At 73.2% G+C, this 22972-nt stretch carries 19 protein-coding genes and 1 tRNA gene; 8 read left to right on the top strand and 12 right to left on the bottom strand.

Annotated elements, in window-relative coordinates; all coding sequences use genetic code 11:
* Window positions 1-52: 52 nt before the first annotated feature.
* Complete coding sequence (locus tag OG871_RS25810) at window positions 53-793, top strand: TetR/AcrR family transcriptional regulator (RefSeq protein ID WP_371499717.1); 741 nt, start codon at window positions 53-55, stop codon at window positions 791-793.
* Window positions 794-809: 16 nt separating this feature from the next.
* On the opposite strand, the gene OG871_RS25815 is transcribed toward OG871_RS25810, so the two are convergent.
* Window positions 810-882 (bottom strand) — tRNA-Arg (locus tag OG871_RS25815).
* An 827-nt stretch (window positions 883-1709) separates the two neighbouring features.
* Between OG871_RS25815 and OG871_RS25820 the strand changes: the two genes are divergently transcribed.
* The 5 genes from OG871_RS25820 to OG871_RS25840 all read left to right on the top strand — a co-directional run bounded on the left by OG871_RS25820 (window position 1710) and on the right by OG871_RS25840 (window position 7381).
* The gene (locus tag OG871_RS25820; RefSeq protein WP_371499718.1) at window positions 1710-2276 is read left to right on the top strand and encodes a single-stranded DNA-binding protein; all 567 of its coding nucleotides are present in this window, start codon (window positions 1710-1712) and stop codon (window positions 2274-2276) included.
* Window positions 2277-2651: 375 nt separating this feature from the next.
* The gene (locus OG871_RS25825) at window positions 2652-4049 is read left to right on the top strand and encodes a Cys-Gln thioester bond-forming surface protein (RefSeq protein ID WP_371499719.1); all 1398 of its coding nucleotides are present in this window, start codon (window positions 2652-2654) and stop codon (window positions 4047-4049) included.
* Window positions 4050-4245: 196 nt separating this feature from the next.
* Window positions 4246-5910 (top strand): energy-dependent translational throttle protein EttA, encoded by a 1665-nt coding sequence (ettA, locus tag OG871_RS25830; RefSeq protein ID WP_371499721.1) that lies wholly within the window; start codon window positions 4246-4248, stop codon window positions 5908-5910.
* A gap of 190 nt (window positions 5911-6100) precedes the next feature.
* Window positions 6101-6628, top strand: a complete 528-nt coding sequence (locus tag OG871_RS25835) for an acyl-CoA thioesterase (RefSeq protein WP_371499723.1) — start codon at window positions 6101-6103, stop codon at window positions 6626-6628.
* A gap of 69 nt (window positions 6629-6697) precedes the next feature.
* Window positions 6698-7381 carry a hypothetical protein gene (locus tag OG871_RS25840; RefSeq protein WP_371503422.1) on the top strand — a complete coding sequence of 228 codons (684 nt, stop codon included), beginning with the start codon at window positions 6698-6700 and terminating at the stop codon, window positions 7379-7381.
* Between the two features lie 32 nt (window positions 7382-7413).
* Here the strand turns inward: OG871_RS25840 and OG871_RS25845 are convergent, their stop codons facing one another.
* The 10 genes from OG871_RS25845 to OG871_RS25890 form a co-directional block, all read right to left on the bottom strand.
* On the bottom strand, window positions 7414-7818 hold the full coding sequence (locus tag OG871_RS25845) for a globin (protein ID WP_371499725.1): 405 nt from the start codon (window positions 7816-7818) through the stop codon (window positions 7414-7416).
* Window positions 7819-7900: 82 nt separating this feature from the next.
* Window positions 7901-9034 (bottom strand): ABC transporter permease, encoded by a 1134-nt coding sequence (locus OG871_RS25850; RefSeq protein WP_371499727.1) that lies wholly within the window; start codon window positions 9032-9034, stop codon window positions 7901-7903.
* Window positions 9031-9948, bottom strand: coding sequence for an ABC transporter ATP-binding protein (locus OG871_RS25855; protein WP_371499729.1), 918 nt, complete (start codon window positions 9946-9948; stop codon window positions 9031-9033). The genes OG871_RS25850 and OG871_RS25855 overlap by 4 nt, the downstream gene beginning before the upstream one ends.
* Before the next feature lie 102 nt (window positions 9949-10050).
* Window positions 10051-11373, bottom strand: a complete 1323-nt coding sequence (locus tag OG871_RS25860; protein WP_371499731.1) for an FHA domain-containing protein — start codon at window positions 11371-11373, stop codon at window positions 10051-10053.
* 66 nt (window positions 11374-11439) lie between these two features.
* A complete protein-coding gene (locus OG871_RS25865) occupies window positions 11440-12774 on the bottom strand; it encodes a VWA domain-containing protein (protein WP_371499733.1) in 1335 nt (444 codons plus the stop codon).
* A gap of 38 nt (window positions 12775-12812) precedes the next feature.
* Window positions 12813-13952: a PP2C family serine/threonine-protein phosphatase gene (locus OG871_RS25870; protein ID WP_371499735.1), complete on the bottom strand. Its 1140-nt coding sequence runs from the start codon at window positions 13950-13952 to the stop codon at window positions 12813-12815.
* 43 nt (window positions 13953-13995) lie between these two features.
* On the bottom strand, window positions 13996-16452 hold the full coding sequence (locus tag OG871_RS25875) for a tetratricopeptide repeat protein (protein WP_371499737.1): 2457 nt from the start codon (window positions 16450-16452) through the stop codon (window positions 13996-13998).
* Window positions 16453-16477: 25 nt separating this feature from the next.
* Window positions 16478-17797: a hypothetical protein gene (locus tag OG871_RS25880; protein ID WP_371503423.1), complete on the bottom strand. Its 1320-nt coding sequence runs from the start codon at window positions 17795-17797 to the stop codon at window positions 16478-16480.
* Between the two features lie 191 nt (window positions 17798-17988).
* Window positions 17989-18927 carry a glutamate ABC transporter substrate-binding protein gene (locus tag OG871_RS25885; RefSeq protein WP_371499739.1) on the bottom strand — a complete coding sequence of 313 codons (939 nt, stop codon included), beginning with the start codon at window positions 18925-18927 and terminating at the stop codon, window positions 17989-17991.
* Window positions 18928-18941: 14 nt separating this feature from the next.
* Window positions 18942-20321 carry a hypothetical protein gene (locus OG871_RS25890; protein WP_371499741.1) on the bottom strand — a complete coding sequence of 460 codons (1380 nt, stop codon included), beginning with the start codon at window positions 20319-20321 and terminating at the stop codon, window positions 18942-18944.
* Between the two features lie 230 nt (window positions 20322-20551).
* On the opposite strand from OG871_RS25890, the gene OG871_RS25895 reads away from it, so the two are divergent.
* Window positions 20552-21130, top strand: a complete 579-nt coding sequence (locus OG871_RS25895) for a nucleosidase (RefSeq protein WP_371499743.1) — start codon at window positions 20552-20554, stop codon at window positions 21128-21130.
* Window positions 21131-21316: 186 nt separating this feature from the next.
* Here the strand turns inward: OG871_RS25895 and OG871_RS25900 are convergent, their stop codons facing one another.
* Window positions 21317-21913, bottom strand: coding sequence for a cysteine hydrolase family protein (locus tag OG871_RS25900; protein ID WP_371499745.1), 597 nt, complete (start codon window positions 21911-21913; stop codon window positions 21317-21319).
* A 71-nt stretch (window positions 21914-21984) separates the two neighbouring features.
* Here OG871_RS25900 and OG871_RS25905 point away from each other — a divergent pair, with 71 nt between their 5' ends.
* Window positions 21985-22953, top strand: coding sequence for a GlxA family transcriptional regulator (locus OG871_RS25905; protein WP_371499747.1), 969 nt, complete (start codon window positions 21985-21987; stop codon window positions 22951-22953).
* Window positions 22954-22972 lie beyond the last annotated feature (19 nt).

The raw sequence follows: 22972 nt of genomic DNA on the forward strand, positions 1-22972 counted from the left end.
CCGAGGAGACCACGAAGCCCGCCGAGCCGACGTCTCCGAGGCGGTCTGGCGGGTGCTGGCCGAGCGCGGCTTCGGCGGGCTGACGCTGCGGGCCGTCGCCGCGGAGATGGGCGCCTCCACCGGGCTGCTCACCCACTACTTCCCGAACAAGCGGGCGCTGCTGCGGCACGCGCTCGACGTCCTGGACCGGCGCTCGGCCGCGCGTGCCAAGCCCGCCTCCGAGCGGGCCGGCGCCGGTCTGGAGATGCTGCGCGCCGTCCTGCTGGACATCCTTCCGCTGACCCCGCAGAGCGCGGCCGGAAACCGGATCTGGGTGGCCTCCTGGGATGTGGCGCTGGCCGATCCGGAACTGGCCGAGGAGCACGCCGAACGGTACCGGCGGGCCCGGCTCCGGATGGCGGAGCACGTCGTGGACGCACGGAGGCTGGGTGAGCTGCCGGACGGATCCGACGGTTCGCACGGCCGGGACGGAGCGGGCGAACCTCGCGGTCCGGGCGAAGGCCGCGGTGCGGATGAAATGCGCGGACCGGATGAAATGCGCGGAGCGGGCGGATCGGACGGATCGGCCGAGGATGTGGCGGCGGCGGCGCAGAGTTTTGTGCTGGGGCTGGTGGTGCAGGCGCTCTTCGCGCCGCGGGAGTTCCCGCCGGAACGCCAGATTCAGCTTGTGGACCGTTATCTCGCCGGTCTCGCGGCGGGCGCCGCTCCGGGCGTTGTGGCGGAGCCCGAAGGGGGCGTCGCGCCGGGTCCCGGCACGGGACGGGCCGACGCCGATGGATTCCACCTCGGGTGATTCGGGTGGATGTGGGCGCCCCCAGCAGGATTCGAACCTGCGACCTACCGCTTAGAAGGCGGGTGCTCTATCCGCTGAGCTATGGGGGCCGGGCGGGGTGTCGGGCCGGAAAACCGGCCCTCGACTGCGCTGAGTGAGGGACTGCGGACGCATTGTGTCGGTCGGCGGCGGGTCCCTCGGGTGCCCGACGCGCGGGCACACCCGGCCCCTGGCCGGGGGCTGGATGTTCCGGGACAGGATACGGGTGTCGGGATCCTCCGCCGGGCGTTCAGGCATCGGGTCGGGTGTGTCGGCCTTGGTGGAGCCGTCCGATAATCGCAGGTGGTGGCCGGACGTGCAGCGCCCTGGCGGGCCTTGGACCCGGACGTTGTGCACTCGTTACGGGGCTGCCTCCTCACCCGTTATGGATTCGGTGCGGAGAATACCCGGCCGTCCTTGCGGGTGGGGGCCGGATTTGGGTTACTTCGGTCGGATGACATGCCCCGGACGGTTGCCCGGCCACCCGTTCGGGGCTTGGCGGGATGTGTGGTTTGCGTGATTCGTTGTCATGTCCGCGGTGAGGTCAAGGTTCCCGGAGCTGCCGAATTCAGGGTGGATTCACCCGGTCGAGCTATTCGCGTTGTCCACAGGCGCGACTTGTCCACAGGAATTCGGGTGACCTTGGCGGGCGCCGGTGCGGGATTGCACTCTTTTCTCGGGCGGATTGCTCCGCGGAATACCGCGGGGGATTTCGCCGCGGATTCGGCCGGCGGGTCCGATCGCGGATCGCCGGGCGGTGAATGGCCGCCCTGCGGGCGTGTCCGGCGGGCGGCCGAATGGCAGTCCGCGGGTGGGGCTGCGGGATGCGGACGGCCGCCGGCGTACGGCGGTTGACGGAGGGTCGGCGGTGTCCGGCCGGAGATCGGGAAGGTGTGCCATGAACGAAACCCTGGTGACCATGGTCGGCAACGTCGCCTCGGCGGTCAGCTACGCGCAGACGTCGGCCGGGGTGCCGGTCGCCAACTTCCGGATGGCGACCACGGAGCGCCGCTACGACCGGGGCAGCGGCGACTGGGTGGACGGCGACACCAGCTGGGTCACGGTGGTGGCATGGCGCTGGCTCGCCACCAACCTGGTCGCCTCGGTCGCCAAGGGGGACCCCGTGGTGGTCAGCGGCCGACTGCGGGTCAGGGAGTGGGAGCAGGAGGAACAGCGGCGTTCGGCGGTCGAGATCGACGCCCGGGTGGTGGGCCACGACCTGTCCCGGGGGACGTCGGCGTTCCGGCGTGCGGGGCAGGCCAGGCCGGAGCTGGTGCCCGGCGGAGCGGCCGGGATCCCGCCGGGCGCCCGGCCGGAGCTGCCCCCCGCGGTGGCGACGGTCGAGCAGGCGGTGCCGGGGTGGATCGTCGCCGCGGTGGAGGCGAGGCGTGTGGCGGACGTGTCCGATGTGTCCGATGTGGGCGTCTCGTCCGGCGAGTTGGCAGGGGATGGGGGCGGCGGGTGAAGCCGGTGGTGGAGTTGTGTCGAGCCGGGGGGAACATGTCGACTAAGGTTCAAAGCTGATCGATTTCCCGGCACTTCGGTGGTTGAAGAGTGCAAAGTCCGGCGGATCGCGGATTCGACGATCATTCTGTCGAAGCGTCAACAGTTGCCGATGACCGGCGGTTTGGTAACGATACAGCTACGGAACTGTCCTGGTTTGCTACACGGGTTTGAACCTACCGGCAGGTCAATAAGATGCGTCTGGTCCACACAGGTGCTGTGGCGTCACAGGGGGCGCCGCATTGCAGGGGTGGCCGGCCACGAGCGCGGCCAAGCCCGAAGGGATCAATACATGTTCCACAAGCAGGGGCGGGCTCTCTCCCGTATAGCCACTGTCATGCTCGCGTCGAGCCTGGCCGTGGTCGGCGGTACCTTCGCGGCGGGTGCGGCCCCCGCACCGGCCGCCGACGGTGAGTCAGGTTCGGGGATCACCGCGACGATTCAGCCGACGATGCTGAGTGGACCGGTCCAGGTCGATGCCAACCACAAGATCGACGGTGGGCTGTTCACCCTGCTGACCTCGGACGGCAAGAAGATCCAGACCTACTGCATCGACGTCGACCACGGCGTCGACATCAAGGGCAACATCAAGTACCAGGAGTCGGACTGGTCCTCGAGCTCGCTGGGTGCGCCCGGCAAGGCCGAGGCGGCCGGCAAGATCCGCTGGATCCTGGAGCACTCGTACCCCAAGCTCGACCTGGAGACCGTCAAGAAGGCCGCCGGCATCACCGGTGACTTCGAGAAGGAGGACGCGGCCGCCGGTACCCAGGCGGCGATCTGGCGCTTCTCCGACAACAAGACCACGGCCACCCCGCTCGACGCGGAGGCCAAGAAGCTCACCGAGTACCTCTCGGGTGCGGCGAACACGGGCATGCCCGAGCCGAAGCCCTCGCTGGACCTCGACCCGTCCTCGGTGAACGGAAAGTCGGGCAGCAAGCTCGGCCCGTTCAAGCTCAACAGCAGCGCCGAGTCGGTCAAGCTCTCCCTGACCGACGACGCCTCGGGCGGCAAGGTCAAGCTGCTGGACAAGGACGGCAAGGCCGTCACCACCCTGAACGGCCCGATCGCCAAGGACACCCAGCTGTTCCTGGACGTCCCGGCGGGCACCGCGGCCGGTTCGGCCAAGGTCAGCGCCACGGCGACCACCGTCGTGCAGACCGGTCGCGTGTTCCTGAGCGTCGGCTACACCCCCGAGAAGCACAGCCAGAGCATGATCCTGGCCGGCTCCGAGGAGGTCACCGTCACCAAGACCGCGCAGGCCACCTGGACCCAGGCCAAGGGCCCGCAGCTGTCGGCCTCCGCGAAGATCGACTGCGCCAAGAACGGCGTCCAGGTCACCGTCACCAACGGTGGTGACGAGGACGCCGACGTGACCGTCGCGCCCGGCAAGACCGTCAAGGTCGGCGCCGGCAAGACCGAGACCGTGCTGGTCCCGGTCGCCGAGGACGCGTCCTACAGCATCAAGGTCACCGGCCCGAACTTCACCAAGGAGTTCACCGGCATCCTGGACTGCAAGGTCTCCAGCACCACCGGTGGCACCGGTGGCGCGACCCCGTCCGCCTCGCCGTCCACCCCGGTCGGCAACGGCACCACCGGTGGCCCGAGCCTGGCCACCACCGGTGGCGGCAGCGGTACCGGCATCATCGCCGGTGTCGCCGGTGCGCTGGTCCTCGCCGGTGCCGGTGCGGTCTTCGCCCTGCGCCGCCGTGGCCGCCACGGCCGCGACGCGGTCTGAGGCACACCCGCCGCAAGCCGGGCCCGGCCTCCGGGCCCGTCGGCTGAATGAAACGGTCCCGTCCGCCGCGATCCGCGGCGGGCGGGACCGTCGCTTTGCCGGGCTCCGGACCACGGCCGTTAGGGCCCTCCCGCCCGGTGCGGCACAATGGAAGGCTGCAAGCCGATTACTCACGACGACGCCGGAGCGATCTCACGTGGCGGAATTCATCTACACCATGCGCAAGGTGCGCAAGGCACACGGCGACAAGGTCATCCTTGACGACGTGACCCTCAACTTCCTCCCCGGAGCGAAGATCGGCGTCGTCGGCCCCAACGGCGCCGGCAAGTCCACCGTGCTGCGGATGATGGCCGGCCTGGACCAGCCCTCCAACGGCGAGGCCTACATCTCGCCCGGGTACACCGTCGGCATGCTCCTGCAGGAGCCCCCGCTCGACGAGACCAAGACGGTCCTGGAGAACGTGCAGGACGGGGTCAAGGAGATCAAGGGCAAGCTCGACCGGTTCAACGAGATCGCCGAGCTGATGGCGACCGACTACTCGGACGCGCTGCTCGACGAGATGGGCAAGCTCCAGGAGGACCTGGACCACGCCAACGCCTGGGACCTGGACGCCCAGCTGGAGCAGGCCATGGACGCCCTGGGCTGCCCGCCCGGCGACTGGCCCGTCACCAAGCTCTCCGGTGGTGAGCGCCGCCGCGTGGCGCTCTGCAAGCTCCTGCTGGAGGCCCCGGACCTGCTGCTGCTCGACGAGCCCACCAACCACCTCGACGCCGAGTCGGTGAACTGGCTGGAGCAGCACCTGGAGAAGTACGCGGGCACCGTCGTCGCGGTCACCCACGACCGGTACTTCCTGGACAACGTCGCCGAGTGGATCCTCGAGCTCGACCGCGGGCGCGCCTACCCGTACGAGGGCAACTACTCCACGTACCTGGAGGCCAAGCAGTCGCGCCTCAAGGTCGAGGGCCAGAAGGACGCCAAGCGCGCCAAGCGGCTCAAGGAGGAGCTGGAGTGGGTGCGCTCCAACGCCAAGGGCCGGCAGGCCAAGTCCAAGGCCCGTCTCGCCCGGTACGAGGAGATGGCGGCCGAGGCCGACAAGATGCGGAAGCTGGACTTCGAGGAGATCCAGATCCCGCCGGGCCCGCGCCTGGGCGCCATCGTCGTCGAGGTCAACAACCTCTCCAAGGCCTTCGGCGAGAAGGTCCTGATCGACGACCTGAGCTTCACCCTGCCGCGCAACGGCATCGTGGGCATCATCGGCCCGAACGGCGCCGGCAAGACCACGCTGTTCAAGATGCTCCTCGGCGAGGAGCAGCCGGACGGCGGCTCGGTCAAGGTCGGCGAGACGGTCAAGGTCAGCTACGTCGACCAGGGCCGCGCCAACATCGACCCGAAGAAGACCCTGTGGGCCGTCGTCTCCGACGAGCTCGACTGGATCAACGTCGGCCAGGTCGAGATGCCGTCCCGCGCCTACGTCTCGGCGTTCGGCTTCAAGGGCCCGGACCAGCAGAAGCCGGCCGGGGTGCTCTCCGGTGGTGAGCGCAACCGGCTGAACCTCGCGCTCACCCTCAAGCAGGGCGGCAACCTGCTGCTCCTCGACGAGCCCACCAACGACCTCGACGTCGAGACGCTCTCCTCGCTGGAGAACGCCCTGCTGGAGTTCCCGGGCTGCGCCGTGGTCATCTCCCACGACCGCTGGTTCCTGGACCGGGTGGCCACCCACATCCTCGCCTACGAGGGCGAGAGCAAGTGGTTCTGGTTCGAGGGCAACTTCGATTCGTACGAGAAGAACAAGATCGAGCGGCTGGGCGCCGACGCCGCCCGTCCGCACCGGGCCACCTACAAGAAGCTGACCCGAGGCTGAGAGCCGCCGGCATGCCGAGCCACCCGTACGTCGAGCCGTCCGTATCCGGACGGACGGTGGCAACGCTGCCGAAGCAATGGCCCGGCAGACTGCCCCTGTGGCGGTCTGCCGGGCCGCCGCCCGTGTGCCCCGTGGCCGCGCGGACGGCACACGGGGCCTTCGGGCCCTTCGATCGGTGAGGAGACCAACCGTGGCACGCCACATCTACGCCTGCCCCCTCAGGTGGTCCGACATGGACGCCTTCGGCCACGTCAACAACGTGGTCTTCCTGCGCTACCTGGAGGAGGCCCGGATCGACTTCATGTTCCACCGGGCCGCCGAGGCCGGTGCGGGTGAGTTCGCGGGCGGTTCCGTGGTGGCCCGGCACGAGATCGACTACAAGCGTCCGCTGGTCCACCGGGCCGCGCCGGTGACGGTGGAGACCTGGGTGACCCAGATCGGCGGTGCCTCGCTGACGGTCTCCTACGAGATCAAGGACGTCGCCGAGGACGGCACCGAGACGGTCTACGTCCGGGCGTCGACCGTCGTCGTCCCCTACAACCTGGCGGAGGGCCGGCCGCGCCGGATCAGCGCGGTGGAGCGGGAGTTCCTCAGCCGCTACACCGACGACGCCGACGACGCCACGGGCCCGGCGGAGACCGGCGCCGCCGCTACCGGGCGGGGCGGTGGCCGCGGCGCGCGCGGCGCCCGCGGCGAACGGGCCGTCGCGGCCGTCTGACCGACCCGGGGCCGGACCGGCCCGTACCGCCCCCGAGTGCACCGAGTGAGCTGATCACCCTTGACCACCATCACCCGCCTCCGTCTCGTCGACGCAGGGGAGGGCGCCGACCTGGGCGCCTTCCTGCTCCGGCTGCTGCGCTTCGACCGGGCGGCCGCCGTCCGGCTCCAGGCGGTCACCGGCCCGACCGGGCAGGGCGTGCTGGCGGTGTTCGGGCGGCTGCCGCTGGGCGGTTCCGGGGTGCTGGCGATCCGCACCGCACGGCTGGTGGAGCTGGACGCCCGGGTGGACGCGACCGTCTCGGCGGGGCAGCTGCTGGAGTCGGTGGACCAGGCGGAGGGGACGTTCGCCGTCCCGGCGCCGGTGACCGGGCCGGCCTGGGCCGGTCTGCTGCCGCCGCGCACCGGATGGCAGCCGGTGGGTGAGCCGCCGGCGTCCGAGGTCTACCCCGAACTGATGGCGGCGGTGCGGGAGTTCAAGGAGCGCAGCGAGCAGGTGCCGGAGCACCACCGGACCCGCGCGGTGCTGGACGAGCTGGCCGACGAGATCTGGTCCCGCCCGCTCGGTGCCCTGCCCGAACTGCCGCTGCGGGCCGCGCACGCGGCGTACGTGATCGGCTTCCTCAAGCCGGCCGCACCGCTCGCCGTCCACCGGGCCGGCAGCTGGCTGCGGTTGAGTGCTCCGGCCGGTTCGGTCGTGGTGCGCCGCGCCGCCGCGCCGGGCGCCGGGCTGGGCCTGAGCCCGCTGCTCTGAGGGGCCGGGGTCTGCCCGGGGCCCGCCGGGTGTCAGCCGGCCGTGTTGATCATCGAGGCGGCGGCGTAGGTGAGGTAGTCCCACAGCTGTCGCTCGGCGTCCGCGGGGAGCCCCAGCGAGTCCAGGGCCGCCCGCATGTGCTTCAGCCAGGCGTCGTGCGCGGCCCGGTCGACGGTGAACGGGGCGTGCCGCATCCGCAGCCGGGGGTGGCCGCGCTGCTCGCTGTAGGTGCGGGGGCCGCCCCAGTACTGCATCAGGAACAGGGCGAAGCGCTCCTCGGCCGGGCCGAGGTCCTCCTCGGGGTACATCGGCCGCAGCAGCTCGTCCTGGGCGACGCCCTGGTAGAAGCGGTGGACCAGCAGCCGGAAGGTCGCCTCGCCGCCGACCGCGTCGTAGAAGGTCTCCTCGCTGAGCGTCTCGCGCCGGGTCTCGTTCACCCGACCATGGTCCCAGACGGCCACGGGGGCCGTACACCGGGACTTCCGGCGTACGACCCCCGTGGGAGCGGTCGGGCCGGCGCTACGCGTCGTCCCAGTTGAAGAAGCGCCAGGCGATCGCGGACATCACCGCGGCGAAGGCGAGCAGTCCGCCCATGGCCGGGAGGACGTCCATCACGCCGCCACCCCGGCTGAGCACCGACTGGGCGGAGGTGACCAGGTAGTGCAGCGGGAACACCTTCGAGACGGTCTGCAGCCAGCCCGGGGCGCCGTCCAGCGGGAAGAAGGCGCCGCCGAGGAAGGACATCGGCAGGATGATCATCTGGTTGATGCCGTTGGCCGCCTCCTCGCTCTTGGCGGCGGCACCGGTGACCAGGCCGATCGACATGAACGCGATGGTGGCGCAGAGCACCAGCGGGACGACCAGCCACCAGCTGCCGCTCAGCCTGAGCCCGAAGAACGGGGTGGTGGCCACCGCGAGGAAGATCGCGGTCTGGGCCAGCGCCACCACGCCGCTCACCGCCACCCGGGCGCCGACCACGACGCCCGGTGAGACCGGTGCCAGCCGCAGCCGCCGCAGCACCCGCTTCTTGCGCCAGCTGACCAGCGTGAACGAGGCACCGTAGACCGCGCCGGTGGCGATCGCCCAGCCCAGCAGGCCGGGGGTGAGGTACTGGATCGGCTTCAGCGACAGGTCCTCGACCTGGGCGGTCACCAGGGTGAAGGCCGGGGGCCGGCCCGAGGCCTGCTGGTTGGCGCCCTGGACCACCGAGTTGACGATGCTCTGGACGCTGCCCGCCTTGACCTGGTCGGTCGCGCTGTAGCGGAGGTTCACCGTCCCGTCGGGCCCCTCGGAGACCACGCCGTCGAGGTCGCCCTTGCGCAGCTTCTCCAGCGCGTCGCCCTCGTCGGTGACGCGGGTGATGGTGAGGACCTTCTCCAACTGCTCCCGGCCCTCGCCCTGTACGGCGTCCAGCACCCGCACCTGGCCGACCTCGGCCACCTTCACGTGCGGCGCCCCGGCGCTCTTGAACAGCGTGCCGAACAGCAGCAGGAACATCAGCGGCATCAGCAGTACGAAGAACAGCGCACCGCGGTCGCGGACGAAGCCGAGCAGCATCACCCGGGTCAGTCCGCCGAACGCGCTCACCCGCTCGGGCCCGGTGGACTCGGACGCGGGGGCCTGCTGCCGTTCGGGGGTGGTGGTCGCGCTCATGCCCGGTACTCCCGTCCGGTCAGCTGGAGGAAGACGTCCTCCAGGGTGGCGCCGCGCACTTCCAGGCCGCGCAGCGCGTTCTGTTCGGCCAGCACCGAGAGCACCGGCGCGGGCAGCCGGGTGGACAGCGACAGCGTGACGCCGTCGTCGTCCAGCCCGGTGAACTCGGCCCCGGCGGCGGTGAACAGCTCGCGGGCCCGGACGGTGGTCAGCAGCCCGGACTCCACGCTCACCCGGACGCTGTCGTCGATCTCGCGGACCAGGACGGCCGGCGCACCGGTCTTGAGCACCTTGCCGTGGTCCATCACGGAGACCCGGTCGCAGAGCACCTCGGCCTCGTCCAGGTAGTGCGTGGTGAGCACGACGGTGCGGCCCTCGGCGTTGATGTCCCGCAGCAGGTCCCAGAGGTTGCGGCGGGCCTGCGGGTCGAGGCCGGTGGTGGGCTCGTCCAGGAAGACCAGCTCCGGGTCGTGGACCAGGGCGCAGGCGATCGACAGCCGCTGTGCCTGGCCGCCGGACATCTTGTCGGTCTGCACCCCGGCCGACTCGGTGAGGCCGACCCGCTCCAGCATCGCGTCGGCCCGCCTGGGGCCGATGCCGTAGAACGAGGCGAAGGTGCGGATGGTCTCACGGGCCGTCAGCTTCACGAAGAAGGCCGAGGCCTGGAACTGCACGCCGATGCGCGGCAGCAGCTCCTTGTTGCGCGGCCACGGGCTCAGCCCGAGCAGTTCGACACGGCCCTCGTCGGGCTCGCGGATCCCTTCCAGGATCTCCAGTGTGGTGGTCTTGCCGGCCCCGTTCGGGCCGAGAATGCCGTAGAACTCGCCAGTCGCGACGGAGAACGAGACTCCGTCGACGGCCTGGACATCCCCGTACCGCTTCCGGATCCCGTCGGCGGTTATTGCTTCAGTCATGCCTCCAGACCCTAGGACCCCAGGTGGAGGCTGTGATAGCCCCTTGAGCAAAGCGTGAGGAAAACCGGCCGACCGGCACCGGGCCGGTCGGCCGACCGTGCGTCAGGCGCCGCGGTGCAGCGTGATGGTGGTCCACGCGCCGAGGTGGATCCGGTCGCCGTCGTTCAGCGGGATCGCGGTGTGCGGGGGCACCGGGTCGGGGCTGCCGTTGACGGTGGTGCCGTTGGTGGAGTCCTGGTCGACCAGCACCCAGCTGCCGTCGGCCTGCTCGGCCAGCAGCGCGTGCTGGTGCGAGGCGCCCGGGTCCTCCGGGGCCACCGACAGGTCGATCTCGGGCACGGTGCCGCGGTTCTGGCTGCGCCGGCCGATCCGCAGCTGGCCGCGCCCGGTCAGCGGGATCCGCCGCTCGGGGCAGTACGACGGGAAGAACAGGCCCGCCGCCTCCGGTCCGCTGCGGGTCATCATGTCGGTGAAGTAGTCGCGGTCGGCGCTGACCACCGCGATCCAGTTGATCCGCGCGGGCGGGGCGGGCGGCCCGGGCGGGGCCGGCTGCTGCGCGCCGCCGGGCGGTGCGAGCCGGAACGAGGTGCCGAGCTCGTCGCCCGGCCCGCCCTGGCCGGGCTGGGCGTAGACCGGGCCGCTGCGCTCGTAGCCGTCCGGCTCGGGGAAGGCCGGGGCCGGCGGGGCCGGCGGGGCCTGCTCGTACGGCTGCCGGTACCCGGCGGGCTCGTAGCCGGACGCCTGCTCGTAGCCGGATCCCTGCTCGTACGGGGACTGCGGCTCGTAGGGCGGCTGCGGCTCGTACGGGGACTGGCCCGCGGGCGGCGGGTAGCCGTAGCCGGGGCGGCTGCCGGGCTCGGGTGCGGCCGGCGGCGGGTAGCCGTAGCCGGGGCGGCTGCCGGGCTCGGGTGCGGCCGGCGGCGGGTAGCCGTAGCCCGGGCGGTTGCCGGGCTCGGGTGCGGGCTGCCGGTGTCCGTGCTGCTCGTGGTGCGGCGGCGCGGGCGGCGTCGGCGGCTGCAGGCGTGCCGGCGGCGGTGGCGGGGGAGCGGTGGCCGCCGACTGCGGGTGCGCCGGTGCCTGCGGGCGGCCGGCTCCGGGCAGCTGGTAGTCGTAGCCGCACTCCTCGCAGTACCGCCCGGTCTGCGGGGTCCGGCAGATCGGGCAGGTCACCAGGTCGGCGGTGAAGTCGGGGCCGGCCGGGGAGGGCGAGACCACGGTGGGGGAGCCGAACGGCGGCCCGGGCGGCGGGGGCGGGGTGCCGTACGGGCCGGACGGGGCCGGCGGCGGGCCGGGCGGGCTGCCGAAGGGGCCGGCCGAGGCCGGGGCCCCGGGGACGGCCAGGCCGGGCGGCGGAGTCATCGGGAAGCCGCAGAAGTCGCACCAGTCCTCGGCCTGCGACTCATGGCCCCTAGGGCAGATCGGCATCAGTTCCCCCACATGTCCAGCTGGTCCGGCCCCGGGCGGCGGCCGGTCAGGTTCTCGGTCGGTCGATTATTTCTTGACCCGGACGGTCTTGGTCGACCGGGTCTCGAGTGTCATCGAATCGGCCTCGCTCACATCCTTGCGGAACCGAACGGTACCTTCCTTCGCGTCGACGACGTCGACGACCTTCTGGAGCAGCTTGAGGGTTCCCTCGTTTCCGGTCCGGTGGGCGAGCCGGACGGCCGCGCCGAGCTTGGCGGTGGCCCGGTCCACGTCCCCGGCGCGGTGGGCGGCGAGGCCCTCCTGGATCGAGTCGGCCAGCTCGGCCTGGCCGGTGTAGTGCGCGACCTGGGAGTTGATCCGGGTGGAGGAGGCGAGGTCGTCGGTCCAGACGGCCTTGACCAGGCCCTGGGACAGCACCTCGGGCGTGGCGTCGCCGGGCTGCGGCAGGATGAGGCTGATCCGGGCGGCGAGCATCTCGTTGCCGACGGCGGCCGCGGGCACCTCGACGCAGACGTGGTAGTCGCGGCTCTCGTCGCCCCACGAGCCGGTCGGGTAGTCGCCGGCCCGGGGACCGGCCTCGGTGCGGCGGGCGGTGAGGTCCTCCACCGAGGGCGCGACCTGCTTGACGTAGGTGACCCGGGCGTTGGCCGGGGTCCACACCCGCAGTGCCACGTCGGCGACCTGCTTGCCCATGGCGGCGGCCATCATGGCGCGGAAGTCCTCGGCCAGGCCGTCCGGCTCGGCGACGATGTCGACCGTGCCGAGCAGGGCGGAGGAGATCTTCCGCAGCTCGGAGACCTCCCAGTCGGTGCCGACGCCGCGGCAGTCCGCGGTGAAGTACCCGGTGGCCAGGTCCAGCGCGCGCTGCAGCTCGGCCGGCTTCTCGTGCTCGTTGCGGCCGTCGGTGAGCAGGATGGCGTGCCGGATGGCGAGGTCGGGCCGGGAGCCGAAGAGTGCGTGGGCCTTGGTCAGCCAGGTGCCGATGGCGGTGCCGCCGGCCGGGGTGAGCTTGCGCAGGGCCTGCTTGGCCTGTGCGCGGGTGCTGGAGCCGGCCACCGCGAGGGTGCCGTCGCCGGGGTAGACCTCGGTGGCCTCGTGGGTGCCGGCGACCACGGCGAAGGCCACCCCGTCCCGCAGGGTGTCGATGGCGGCCGCGGTGGCCTCCCGGGCGTTCTTGGCCTTGGCCGCCGGGTACTGCATCGAGCCGGAGCAGTCGACCATGATCACCACGCCGGCGGCGGGGCCGTCGCCCGGGAGCAGCGGACGTCCGCCGGAGGTGCCGCCGCCGGTGGCGGTGACGGTGACGATGGCGTTGACCTCCTGGGCACCTTCGGCGAGGTACTCGTTCTGGAAGATCTCGACGTCGAATCGGGGGGCGGTGGGCCGGGACAGACTTGCCATGGCTGAGAGCTCCTGTCGAGCGGTCAGGTGGGTGGGCGTCAGTCGGTGCTGGGTGCGTAGGCGGGCATCGGCGGGACCGCCGGGGTGCCGGTGGCCGGGATGCGCGGCAGGTCGGGCAGGGTGTCGTCGTGCCGCGGCTGCTGGACGGGCAGGTCGAGCATGGTCGCCTCGTACTCGGCCTCCTCCTCGGGCCGTTGGGCCCGCGGGGTGATCGGCAGCACCGCGACGGTGATGTTGTCGTGCCCGCCCGCGGCCACCGCGAAGTTCACCAGGGACTGGGCGGTCGCCAGCGGCTCCGTCCGGGCGTCCCGGCGGACGAAGGTGGCCAGGTCGGTCGCGGCCTCGGCGTAGTTCCACAGGCCGTCGGTGCAGATCAGCACCACCCCGGGGACGTGCGGGGTGAAGCTGACGGTGTGCGGGTCGAGGTCCTCGGCGTCGGCACCGAGCCAGCCGGTGATGGCGTGCGCGCGGGGGTCGGCGTACGCCTCGGCCTCGCCCATCAGGCCGGCGCTGACCATCCGGGCGGCCCAGGAGTCGTCCTCGGTGAGCCGGTACGGCTCGGCGGCGTCCCGGTCGTCCGGGATCCAGTACGCCCGGGTGTCGCCGACCCAGCCGATGGTGACCAGGCCGGCCGCCGAGATCGCGCTGACGTAGGTGCAGGCGGGCGCGTTCAGGTGGCCGCCGGGCCGCTCGGGCGGCGTGCCGTCGTAGGCCAGGTCGGTCACCGCGCGGGCGGCCGCGGCGATCGCGCCGTGCATCGCCAGGTTCGGGTCCTGGCCGTGCTCCAGCGCGGTCAGCAGGGCGGCCGAGGCGGCGTCCACCGCGGTGGCGGAGGCCTCGTCCGGTCGGGCGGAGGAGGACACCCCGTCGCAGACCACGGCGATCACGGCGGGTGCGCCGTCGGGCAGCGCGGTGCCGGCCACGGCGAAGGCGTCCTCGTTGCGGTGGTGGCGCAGGCCGCGGTCGGAGACCCCGGCGACGCCGGCCAGGGCGCGCTCCTGGTGGTCGCGCGGGCGGGGCTGGGCGGTGCCGCAGGACTCGCAGTACCCGTCCGAGGCGAGCTCGGCGGCGCCGCAGCGCACACAGCCTCGGGGGGCGGCGGCGGGGCCGTCGACAACGGTCGGGGGCCCGTTCAGGTTCGCGCCGCAGGCCCCGCAGAAAGCGTCCTGAGGGTCCATCGGTTCGGCACAGCTGGGGCACCTGGTCTGCTGCGGCATTGCGTCACACCCACGTCCGGGGGCGGGCCCGGTTCGCCCGCTCCACCATCTCGATCCTTGTTTCGGCCCGATCGGACAACCGCGCCAACACCCGGTAGGAGTGTTCCAGAGCGAACCGCAGTTCCCGTTCGGCGGGGGCATGTCCGAGCACCTTCGGCTCGCCGCCGGGCCGGGCGCCGCCGGCCTTGCCGGCCATGACCCAGCCGAGGGCGGTGTCCAGCACCTCGACCGCGAGTTCCTCGCGGTGCCGGGCGTCCAGGGTGAGCGCGTCCAGCTGCTCCGAGCAGCGGTGCAGCTCCGGTCCGAGCTCCTCCGCGGCCGACCGCCCGCGCAGCCGGGCGCGGACGGTGCCGACCCGGGCGGCGGTGAAGTGGGCGGAGGCCTCGGGCACCGCTTCCAGGGCCAGGACGGCGCCGGCCCGGTCGCCGGCCGCGAGCCGGACCCGGGCCAGGCCGAAGGCGGCGCTGACGTAGCTGCGGTCGGTGGTGCCGACCAGGCGGTAGAACTCGGTGGCGTCCTCGGCGTTGCCCAGCAGCTCCGCGCAGACGGCCAGGGCCAGCTTGGGTGCGGGCTCCCCTGGGAAGGCGTCGTAGAGCGCGTCGAAGGACTCGGCGGCCGCCTCGGTGCTCCCGGCGGCGAGCGAGGTCAGGCCGCGGTACCAGACCACCCGCCAGTCGTCGGGGTGGTCCTCGGCCAGCTCGTCCAGGGTGTGTCCGGCGGCGGCGGGGTCGGCGAGTTCGAGTTCGGCGCGCAGCGCCCGCAGCCGCAGTTCGACGGACGGGGCCGGGGCGGCCCGCAGGGTGGTGAGCACCTCGGCGGGGCTGCCGGCGGTCAGCGCGGCGAGGAAGCCGGCGTTGGGGTCGGCCGGGTCGACCCGGGGGATCGGCAGGGCGAGCGCGGCCTGCGCCGGGTCGAGCGGCTGCTCGGTCAGTTCGCTGTCGAGCAGGCGCAGTTCGGGGCCGAACAGGGTGGAGGCGGCCGGGCGGGGCCGGCCGTCCTTCAGGCTGAGGACCTCGCGCAGCACGCCGGTCAGCTGGTCGGCCATCTCGGTGGCGGAGCCGAACCGGCGGGCCGGGTCCGGGTCGGTGGCGCGGACCAGGAAGCGGTAGTAGGACTCGTACTCGGCGAGGACCGGCACGTCCTCGGGGCCGGGCAGTTCGTGCCGGTGGGTGGTGGAGTAGCCCTGGAAGTCGAAGGTGAGGACGGCCAGGGTGCGGGCGACCGTGTAGAGGTCGGAGGAGGGGGTCGGGCCGTCGGTGCCGATCTCGGGGGCCTGGTAGCCGACCGTCCCGTAGATCGGGCCGTCGTCGTCGAAGCGGCGGACGGCGCCCATGTCGATGATCTTGAGCGAGTCCTCGCTCTGGATCACGTTGTCGATCTTGAAGTCGCAGTACACCAGGCCCCGGCTGTGCAGGTACCCGAGCGCGGGCAGCGCCTCCAGCGCGTACGCGATCGCCTGCTCCACCGGCAGCGGCTCGCGCCGGCCGTCCGCGGTACGGCGCTCGGAGGCGATGTCCTTGAGCGACTTGCCGCCGACGTACTCCATGACGATGTAGCCGTCGGTCGAGCCCGTCCGGGAGTCCGGGTGCTCGACGAAGTTGATGATGCGGACGATGTTGGGGTGGTCCACCTCGGCGAGGAAGCGGCGCTCGGCGACGGCCACCGCCAGCGCGTCCTCGTCGCCGGTGTCCAGCAGGCCCTTCAGGACCACCCACTTGTCGTTCACCCGGCGGTCGATCGCCAGGTAGATCCAGCCGAGACCGCCGTGCGCCAGGCAGCCCAGCACCTCGTACTGGCCGCCGACCAGGTCACCGCGCTCCAGCTTGGGGGTGAACGAGTACGGCGTGCCGCACTTGGTGCAGAAGCCGTCCGGGCGGCCCGGGCGGCCGTCCTTCTCCCGGCCGACCGCGCTCTCGCACTTGCTGCAGAACCGCTTGCGCTCCGGCACCTCCGGGTCGGCCAGCACCGCCGAGGCCGGGTCCGGGGCCGGCACCGGCGGGACGGTCACCAGACCGGCGCCCAGGTTGCCGCGCCGGGCGGTGCCCCGGGAACCGGTACCGCTGCGCACCGACACCGCCGAGCCACGCCCGGTGCGCGCCGAGGAGCGGTGCGAGCGCGAGCGGCCGGACATCGTCCGCACCGAGCCCGAGCGGGCCGAACCCGGGCCCGAGCCGGTGCCCGAGGGGGCCGAACCCGACCGGGCCGCGGGCACCCTGGCGGGCGCCGCCTCGGCGGCCAGGCCGCACTCGTCGCAGTAGCCGTCGGCGTCGATCGCCCCGGCGCAGCCGTCCCGGCCGCACGCGTCGCCCGCCCGCGGACCGGCCGCGGCCGGTCCGCCGCCGGACCCGGACGCGGCGACCGCGACCGGCTGCGGGGCGAGCCCGCACTCCGTGCAGTACCCGTCGGGGTCGATCTCGCCCGCGCCGGAGCACTCCGGTCGCACGCACACCTCAGCAGCCATCAGAACCGTCTCCCCCTAGCCGTTCTCATCCCTGTCCACCGGGTTGCCCGTCCCGCGGCCCGCTCGAACCCGCCCGGTCCGGCGGCCGCAGCGCCTGCTGGAACCGCGCCACCGCCTCGGCCCCCGCCCGCAGGTCACAGGGGGCGCTCCAGAGCAGCCAGCGGGCCTTCTCGAAGCGCTCCACCACCACCGGGTCCTCGGCGAGGCCGAGCCGGGCGGCCATCGCCTTGTACGCCTCCAGCCGGCCGCGCAGCTCCGCCCGTACGGCGAGCGGCTGGGCGACCTCGGTCAGCGAGTGCCGGGCCCGGTTCAACTCCTTGACGGCGGCGTCCTCCAGCGCGTCCAGCAGCGGTCCGAGCCGGTACCACTGGCCGGCCTGCTGGCACTCCACCGCCTGTCCGATCCGCTCGCGCAGCGCCGAGGCCGGGCCGGGCACCGCCGGCACCTCGGTCGCGGCGATCTTCGCCAGCACCTCGCCGCGGGCCCGCCGGGCCTCGGCCAGCGTGGCGTCGGCGCGCTGCAGCAGGTCCGCCACCTGCTGCAGGCGCTCGTGCGACTCGTCGCGCAGCCGCAGCAGGCCCTCCAGCTCCACCCGGATGTCGTCCAGGGCCCGCCCGGCCCGGTCGAAGCGCTCGGTGTCCACCGCGCCGGTCGGCGCCGAGAAGCCGCCCTGGGCCGGCACGGTGCCGTGCTGGGCGGGCACCCGGCCGGGGCGCCACAGGGCCAGCGGGTCGGCCCGCACCTCGCCCCGCAGCGCGGTGAGGTCCCGGGCCAGCTCGGACAGGTCGTCGGCGAGCGGGTGGCCGCCGGGCCGCACTCCCACCGAGCCGGCCAGCATCTGCACCCGGTGCAGCTCGGCCAGCAGCAGGTCGATCCGGGCCGGCAGCGCGGACCACACCGCGTCGGCGGCGTTGACCACCTCCAGCACGGTCTCGTACCAGCCGTCCATCCGGCTCATCAGCTCGGCCAGGCTGACCTGTTCGGCCAGCCGGGCCGGGCTGCCCAGACGGCCGACGGCCTCCGGCAGCTGACCGCCGGAGACGGTCACCGCGGGCCCGGTGAGCAGCTCGCTGAGCTGGGCCAGCTCGGCGCTGCCCGGCCGGTTGCGGCGGGCCCGGACGGCCCGGGCCGAGGCGAGCGCCTCCGAGTACCGGTCGAACAGTGCCCACAGCAGGCCGAGGCCCTGGCCCGCGACGGACCAGCGCTCCGCGGTGCGGCCGCTCAGGTCGGCGCCCTCCAGCAGCCGGCGGCCCGGGTGGTCCTGGAGTGCGAGCAGCGCGGCCTCGACCGCGTCGCGCTCGGCGCCCAGCCGGGCCAGCGCACGGTCCACCTCCTCCCGGCTCATCACCGGACCGGCCGATCCTGCCACGCGGGGTCCTTCCTCTCTGCCACGACGGACAGCGCAGTTGACGGGGCGACTGGCTGACCGTGCTTCCGACGGGTGTCGGCGGTGCGTCTCCCGGCGGTCAGTCTCCCGGATCGCGGCCCGCCGGTCGACGGCGGTGCCGGTACTGCCCCGCCGCCCGCCCGGCACCGCTACTGCTTGTACTCGTACGGTTCGGGCGAGGCGCCCATGGAGTCGGCCAGCCAGTGGTCGTAGCTGCGCCGCCAGCCGCCGTCGGCCCGGTAGTCGAGCAGTGCCTGGTTGACCCAGGCGACCAGGTCGGTGTCGGCCTGGTTGGCCACCACGCCCATCCAGCCGGCCAGCAGGGTCTCGCCGACCACCTCGACCGTCGGGTCCTGGGCGGCCTGGGCCGCGGCCAGCACGCCGTCGGTCAGCGTCGCGTCGACCTTGCCGAGCTGCATCAGCACCAGGCAGTCCAGTTGGTTCTCCACCACGACGACGTCGGTGGCGCCGTGCCGGTTCGTCTTCAGTTCGGTGTCCGAGGACGAGGAGGCCGCGGCGCAGACCCGCCTGCCCTTGATCCCCTGCTCCAGACCGGTCGCCTTGGCGGACTTGGGGACCACCAGGCGCTGTCCGGCCGCGAAGTACGGCTTGGAGAAGGCGACCTCCTGGAGCCGCGCGCAGGTGATGGTGGTGGTCCGGATGACCACGTCCACCTCGCCGGCCTTGACCGCCTCGATCCGGCGGGCGGTCGGGACGGCCTTGAAGGAGACCTTGCCCGGGTCGCCCAGGATCGACTTGGCGACGGCGCGCGCCAGGTCGATGTCGAAGCCCTCGATGGTGCCGGTCTGGGGGTTGCGGTAGCCCCAGTGGTAGCTGTTCTGGTCGACGCCGACCACCAGGGTGCCGCGCTCCCGGATCTTCCTGATCTTCGCGCCGTTGGCGTCCTTGGCCGCCGGCACGCTCTTCGTGGTGTCGCAGGTGTCCGCCTCGGGCGCCAGCGCCGGGGCGGCGGCGGGCTCCGCCCGGACGCCACCGCCCGGCGCGCCCTGCGAGGTCCCCGCACCGAACACCCCGGCGGCCAGCGCGACCGCGGCCACCAGGGCCCTGGCCCGTACCGTACGCATCATCGTCCCCACCCCCTCTAGCGGTAGTCGGCCAGTCGGCGGCCGATGCCCCGGACCACGGCCACGGCGGACAGCACGGCGAGCACGGCCGCGCCGACCGCCAGGGCCTCCAAGGTCCCGTCGACCCCGTCCGCCTCGGCCTTGAACCGGGCCCGTTCGACCGTCGCGGCCCGGCCCAACTGCTGGTCCAGCGCGGCGAACGAGGCCTCCGCGGTGTCGTCGCGGCCCGCCCCCACGGTGCCCTGCAGCGCGGCGTCGAAGTCGCCCGCGCCCTCCTTCTCGGCGGCCTGCCGGTGGCGGGCGTCCCAGCCGGTGAACTGCTTGCGGGCCTCGGCCACCCGGTCGCTCGCGTCGCGCGGCGCGAGCCGCAGGGCCTGCGCCAGCGATCCGCCGTCCCGGGCGGCGCCGTCCTGGCCGGCCGGCCCGGCGAGGGCGTCGGTGACCGCGGCCCAGCGTTTGGTGTACGTGTCGCTGGAGCCGCGGGCGACCAGGTTGAGGTTCTCCGCGGTGTGCGCCTGCAGGGCCTGCGTGCGGGCCTGGTTGAGCGCCATGAGCGGCTCCGTCCCGTACGTGCGGCTGTCCGCCAGCCAGGAGCCCGCGGACAGCGAACCGATCAGCAGCCACAGGACCGCGACCAGCAGCGTCGCGCTCGCGGTGACCAGGCCGGGGTTGAACACCCGGTTGGTCCGCCGGAACAGCACCAGCTGGTAGCGGGCCAGCGCGCCGAGCGCGAGCAGGCCGAGGGCGAGCGCCGCCCAGGGCAGGGACTCGGCGTCGGCGTAGTCGCCGTCCAGCTGCCGCGACTCGGCGTCGACCAGGTGCTGCGCGTTCGCCAGCATGGTGTCCTGCATCAGCGTCGAGGCGTACCGCAGATAGGCGCCGCCGAGCGGCAGGCCCTGCCGGTCGTTCGCCCGGGCCGTCTCCACCAGGCCCGCGTACTGCGGAACCTGCTGGTTGAGCTCGCTGATCCAGCGCTGTGCGTCGGCGTCGGCGCCGGCCCGGGCCGATGCCTCGGCGAGCAGCCGGGAGGCCGTCGCCAGGTCGTCCTGGTAGCGCTTGCGGACGGCCGCGGGCTCGGCGCCCGCGAGCAGGAAGCCGGAGGCCGCGGTGGTGTCCGCGTCCGCCAGCGACCGGTAGATCTCGGCCGCGTCCTGGCTCAGCGGCCCGCTGCGGCCGGCCACATGCCCGGACGCCGTGGCCCGCGAGCCGGCCTGCCAGGCCGTCACCGCGCCGAACAGCAGCACCAGGGCGGCCAGCACCGCGCCGGCCAGCCGCAGCCGGCCGGGCGGGGTGTCCACGGCGCGCCGCAGGGCGGCCGTGCTGACCGGTCTTGGTGCCGTACCGGGCGCCGCCGTCCGTGCGGACGCCCGTTCCCCCGTGATCACTGGTGTCGCCACCGCCCCGCCCTCCCCTGTGGCCGCCCCGAATCCGCGGCCGGGCCCGATGTCTGCAGTATTGCTGTGAGCACCGACGGGTACACCTGACTTGCGCCGGACTTGAGCTTCCGATCGCCCCCGCCCCGGCCCGTACCCGGACATTCCGTGTCCTGTCGGCGCGCGCGGACCGTCGCGCGCGCCGGTTCCCCTGCCGTCACGCCCGCTCCGGGCGCCCCCGTAGCATGGGAAGCATGCGTCTGATCGGCACCGTGACCCCCGACCGCCCGCTGCTCGTCGTCGCCGCGCACGAGGAGGCGGCGCACCTCGGCGACGGCCTCCCCGTGCTGCTGACCGGCATGGGCAAGATCAACGCGACGGCGGCGCTGGCGACCGTGCTGGCACGCGGCGACCGGCCGTCCGAGATCGTGAACCTCGGTACGGCCGGCGCGCTGCGGCCCGGCTGGGCCGGCACCCACCAGGTCTCCCGGGTGCTCCAGCACGACCTGGACACCCGGGTGCTGCACACGCTCACCGGCCGCACCTACGGCGGCCCGATCGAGCTCGGCGCGGAGCCGGGCCCGGTGCTGGCCACGGGTGACCTGTTCGTCTCCGACCCCGAGGCCAGGGACCGGCTGGCGCAGAGCGCGGACCTGGTCGACATGGAGGGCTACGCGCTCGCCACCGTGGCGCAGCGGGCCGAGCTGCCGATCCGCCTGGTCAAGCACGTCAGCGACGAGGCCGGTGCGGGCGCCGCTCGCACCTGGCGGGAGTCGGTGGACGACTGCGCGAAGATCCTCGCCGACTGGGTGCACACTCAGCTCACGTTCTAGTGGGGCGTCCGGTGAGTCGCCAACCGGCTTGAAATCCCGGACTGTTCGGGCACCGAGCAGGTCGACGCCGCTGCGCTGCGGACGCTACCGGCGATCACTCGGCGGACTCAATGGCCAAAAGCGGGCATCTTGTCGGAACATCAAATATTCATCCGGACGCAACCGGGGGTTTCTCCGCCCCGCGGCCTAGGCCAGGGCCGCCGCGAGCAGTTCCTCGGTGCCGACCACCTTGGCGAAGCGCATCGTGTGCAGCGATGCGGCGGTGGCCCGGGCGAGGTCGGCCGCGGGGATCGTCACACCGTCCGGACCGGCCATCGCGAAGGTGTGCATCGCGTCGATCGGGAAGATCACGTCGTAGCCCAGGTTGCCGCCCATCCGCGCGGTGGTCTCGTTGCAGACGTTGGTCATGATCCCGATGGTGACGAGCTGGGTGGCGCCGCGCTCCTGCAGCCAGGCGTGCAGGTCGGGAGTGCCGTAGAAGGCGCTGTTGACGGTCTTGGTGATGGTCAGGTCCGGCTTGGCGCCGGCCACCACGGGCTTCAGTTCGTACCCCGGGGTGCCGGGGGCGAGCGGACTGCCGGCCCCCTGGTGCTGCACCATCACGACCGGCCGGCCGGTGGCCTGCCAGGCGTCCAGCACGGCGCCGATCCGCTGCTCGGCCTCGGGGTTGTCCCGCTCGCCCCAGAACGCGTAGTCCTCGAAGCCCTGCTGGACGTCGATCACCACCAGGACGGCGTCGGCGGCGAGTTCGAGCGGGGCGTTGAATGCACTGGTGTTCGTCATGGCTCCATCCTGCGGGCGCCGCCACTCCCGCCGTGATAGGCGGGAATGCCCACCATCGATATAATCCTGCCATGCGCATCGTGGGCTGCCCGATCTTCGACGGAGTACGGGCCTTCGACTACGCCGTGATCGGCGAGGTCTGGTCCAACCGCCTCTCCCGGGACGGCCTGCCCGTCTTCGACCTGCGGGTCTGCGGCCCGGACCGCCGGCCCGTCCAGCTCGGCGGCGGGCTGGAACGGCGCCCGGACGACGAGTTCGACGCCCTGCTCGACTGCGACCTGGTGGTCGTCCCCGGCGTCGCGGACCCGTTCGCCCCCGCCGACCCCCGCCTGCTCGACGTGCTGCGCACCGCCCACGCCCGGGGCATCCCGATCGCCTCGCTCTGCGCCGGGGCCTTCGTCCTCGCCGAGGCCGGCGTGCTGGACGGCCGCCGGGCCACCACGCACTGGTGGCTCGCCGAGGAACTCGCCCGCCGCCACCCGGCGGTGACCGTCGACCCCGAGGTGCTCTTCACCGGCGACGGACTGGTCTGGACCTCGGCCGGGGTCGCGGCCGGCATCGACCTGTGCCTGCACCTGGTGCGCTCCGCGCACGGCCAGCAGGCCGCCGCCGCGATCGCCCGCGCGATGGTCACCGCCCCCTTCCGGGCCGGCGGCCAGGCGCAGTTCATCCCGTCCCCCGTCCCGGTGACCGACTCCGCGGACCCGCTCGCGGCCGTCCGCACGGCGGTGCTCGCCGCACTCGACACCCCCTGGACGGTCGCCCGGATGGCCCGGCTCGCGACGATGGCCGAGCGCACCTTCGCCCGCCGGTTCGCCGAGTCCACCGGCACCCCGCCGCTGCGCTGGCTGCTGGAGCAGCGCGTCCTGACCGCCCAGCGGCTGCTGGAGGAGACCGACCTGCCGGTCGACGAGATCGCCGTCCGCTGCGGCTTCGGCTCCGCAGTCTCACTGCGTCCGGTCTTCACCCGCCGGGTCGGCGTCGCCCCGCGCGAGTACCGCCGCTCGTTCCGCGGCCGGGTCGGCGGACCCGCCGACTGATCGTCACCCGACGCGCGCG

Origin of the sequence: Kitasatospora sp. NBC_00374 (assembly GCF_041434935.1) — a bacterium.
Lineage (GTDB): Bacteria > Actinomycetota > Actinomycetes > Streptomycetales > Streptomycetaceae > Kitasatospora.

What these genes read in the sequence shown, in the direction of transcription:
- OG871_RS25820 (WP_371499718.1), top strand. Translation starts at nt 1,710, where the DNA reads ATGAACGAAACCCTGGTGACCATGGTCGGCAACGTCGCCTCGGCGGTC.
- OG871_RS25825 (WP_371499719.1), top strand. Translation starts at nt 2,652, where the DNA reads ATGCTCGCGTCGAGCCTGGCCGTGGTCGGCGGTACCTTCGCGGCGGGT.
- OG871_RS25850 (WP_371499727.1), bottom strand. Translation starts at nt 9,034, where the DNA reads ATGAGCGCGACCACCACCCCCGAACGGCAGCAGGCCCCCGCGTCCGAG.
- OG871_RS25855 (WP_371499729.1), bottom strand. Translation starts at nt 9,948, where the DNA reads ATGACTGAAGCAATAACCGCCGACGGGATCCGGAAGCGGTACGGGGAT.
- OG871_RS25860 (WP_371499731.1), bottom strand. Translation starts at nt 11,373, where the DNA reads ATGCCGATCTGCCCTAGGGGCCATGAGTCGCAGGCCGAGGACTGGTGC.
- OG871_RS25865 (WP_371499733.1), bottom strand. Translation starts at nt 12,774, where the DNA reads ATGGCAAGTCTGTCCCGGCCCACCGCCCCCCGATTCGACGTCGAGATC.
- OG871_RS25870 (WP_371499735.1), bottom strand. Translation starts at nt 13,952, where the DNA reads ATGGACCCTCAGGACGCTTTCTGCGGGGCCTGCGGCGCGAACCTGAAC.
- OG871_RS25875 (WP_371499737.1), bottom strand. Translation starts at nt 16,452, where the DNA reads ATGGCTGCTGAGGTGTGCGTGCGACCGGAGTGCTCCGGCGCGGGCGAG.
- OG871_RS25880 (WP_371503423.1), bottom strand. Translation starts at nt 17,797, where the DNA reads ATGAGCCGGGAGGAGGTGGACCGTGCGCTGGCCCGGCTGGGCGCCGAG.
- OG871_RS25885 (WP_371499739.1), bottom strand. Translation starts at nt 18,927, where the DNA reads ATGATGCGTACGGTACGGGCCAGGGCCCTGGTGGCCGCGGTCGCGCTG.
- OG871_RS25895 (WP_371499743.1), top strand. Translation starts at nt 20,552, where the DNA reads ATGCGTCTGATCGGCACCGTGACCCCCGACCGCCCGCTGCTCGTCGTC.
- OG871_RS25900 (WP_371499745.1), bottom strand. Translation starts at nt 21,913, where the DNA reads ATGACGAACACCAGTGCATTCAACGCCCCGCTCGAACTCGCCGCCGAC.
- OG871_RS25905 (WP_371499747.1), top strand. Translation starts at nt 21,985, where the DNA reads ATGCGCATCGTGGGCTGCCCGATCTTCGACGGAGTACGGGCCTTCGAC.